Source organism: Haloferax sp. Atlit-12N, assembly GCF_003383095.1.
GTDB lineage: Archaea > Halobacteriota > Halobacteria > Halobacteriales > Haloferacaceae > Haloferax.
Map to the genome: position 1 here is coordinate 1 of NZ_PSYW01000025.1, position 2,326 is coordinate 2,326.

Sequence of the window (2,326 nt, forward strand, 5' to 3'; positions counted from 1 at the left end):
CGTGCCGACCGCCTTCTCGCCGAACGACTCATAGAGGAGTATCCCTTGGCCGTTGTTCTCGATCAACAGGTGTACACACTCGCCGGTTTCGTCGGCGAGACGGTCAATCTCTTTTTTAGCCGCCTGATAGAGCTTCGAGTTGTGCTTTACTCGCTCTCCTAGTGGGACGAACTGTGGTCCCAGCTCGTAGGACGTCCCGTCTTTGACGACGAGTCCGTGGGATTTCAGCGTCGCCAAATGCGTGTGTACGGACCCCTCTGAGAGGTCGATCGCCTCGCTCAACTCTGAGATAGTCGTTGATCTCCGCTCTTGCATCGCACGGATCAGTTCGCAGGCTGTATCGACCGACTTGACCCGCCGGCGACCGCCGCTTTTGTTCATGTGTGCCACATGCTTGTACCATCGCATAAAGATTTGCGACTACCAAAAGACGATCCGTGGGGACCCGAAGATTGTCCAAGCGGAACATAAATGAAGGTCCGCATTGACACCTGATACGGCAGAGTATGACACGAACTGGAGCGGACTTATTTGTTGAAGCGTTGGAGACCTACGAGATTCCGTATCTCTTCGGGAACCCCGGAACGACCGAAGTCCCTGTGATGAGTGCCCTTGAAGGAAGCGCAGTCGATTACGTCCTTGGACTACAGGAAGACATCGCCGTAGGGATGGCCGCAGGATACGCGTGTACTCGCCGGCAGCGAGGCGCTGAGCGTCCCCTCGGGGTCGTCAATCTCCACGTCGCCCCGGGAATGGCACACGGGCTGGGGAACCTATACGCCGCGAGCGTTTCTGGCGCGCCGCTTGTGGTCACGGCTGGCACCCACAGCATGCGTCACCAACACGAGGAGCCGATACTGTACGGTGACCTTGTCGAGATGACTCAACAGTTCACAAAGTGGAGCGCCGAGGTTAAGGCGGTCGAATCTCTCCCCACGATGCTTCGGCGTGCGTGCAAGGTGGCGCTGACGCCTCCGATGGGGCCTGTCTTCCTTGGGTTTCCCATGGACGTGATGGTTGAGGAGACGGACGCGCCCGTCGAACCGTTGGGCGGGATTCCGAATGGTGGCCGTGGCGACTCTCATGCGATCGCTCTGGCGGCCGACGTTTTGTCGGAGGCCGACGAACCGATGCTGGTCGTTGGCGACCAGATCGCCCGCAGCGGCCAGTCCACCGTCGATGCGGTGACCGAACTGGCTGAGGAGACCGGCGCACGCGTTCACAGCGAGATTCTGTCCACGGAAGTGAACTTCCCGATGGATCACGATCTGTGGGTTTCACACATGCCCGAGTCATTCGCGGAATCGAGAGCGCTTCACGAGACGGATGCAGTCGTTCTCGTCGGCTGTTCGACGCACACACCGACGCTGGCCCACGACGAACCACTCGTTCCGTCTAGTGCGACGGCCGTACACATCGGTCCCGACAGTTGGGAACTCGCAAAAAACGAACCCGCTGACATCGCCATTTCGGGTGCACTACGGCCAGTCATCGAAGATCTCACCCGTCGTGTCTCTGGGCGCGTGAGTGACGAGCAGTTAGCGGCGCGCCACGAGCGGGTCAAGGAGGTCCGTGATTGGGTTGGCGAAAACATGCAACTACCTCCTTCAGTCGATTCCGATGCCATCTCGAAGACGGAATTGATCGAGACCATGGAAAAAGCGGTTCCGGATGCGTACATCGTCGACGAGAGCGTCACCACTCGGTACGCCTTGTTGTCCGAGTGGGACCTCCAGCCCGGACAACTGTTCGGAAACAAATCCGGCGGACTGGGTTACGGCCTTCCCGCAGCCGTCGGCGCTGCTCTCGCGGAGGATGACCGTCCCGTGGTCGGACTCCTCGGCGACGGGTCCTATCTGTACTATCCCCACTCGATGTACACGGCGGCGCGCTACGACCTTGACCTGACAGTCGTCATCTCGAACAACCAAAACTATCGCATTCTGAAGGACAACGCGCTAAAGATTCTCGGGGGAGATGACGACGATCACGAGTTCATCGGCATGGATCTGCAACCCGGCGTCGATTTCGCCGCCAACGCAGCAAGTCATGGAGTCGATGGGAGCCGGGTCACTAACGGAGATGAACTCGAAGCGGCGTTGCGTGATGCGGTCGATACCGACGGTCCCTCCGTGCTCGACGTACGTGTGGTCGACTGACGAGTAACCGTAGGCCTCTTTTCCCCGACTGGTCGAGGCGAGGCGACTGCACGACACCATCGGTTCCCTGGTGTTGACGCACCGTGGGGCCACTCGCCGCGTCGTCCGAACACTCAACATTATTACCGTAAGTTTTATCACTACTTGATGGAATTCCGTAAGAGGTG

General features: G+C 59.0%; 2 protein-coding genes. One reads left to right on the forward strand and one right to left on the reverse strand.

From position 1 onward, the window contains the following. Positions 1-381 (reverse strand): helix-turn-helix domain-containing protein (locus C5B90_RS19720; RefSeq protein WP_115883615.1); only part of this gene is annotated, 381 nt, incomplete at its 3' end. Between the two features lie 125 nt (positions 382-506). Between C5B90_RS19720 and C5B90_RS19725 the strand changes: the two genes are divergently transcribed. Then, a complete protein-coding gene (locus C5B90_RS19725) occupies positions 507-2,159 on the forward strand; it encodes a thiamine pyrophosphate-binding protein (protein ID WP_115883616.1) in 1,653 nt (550 codons plus the stop codon). The last annotated feature ends 167 nt before the right edge of the window (positions 2,160-2,326 follow it).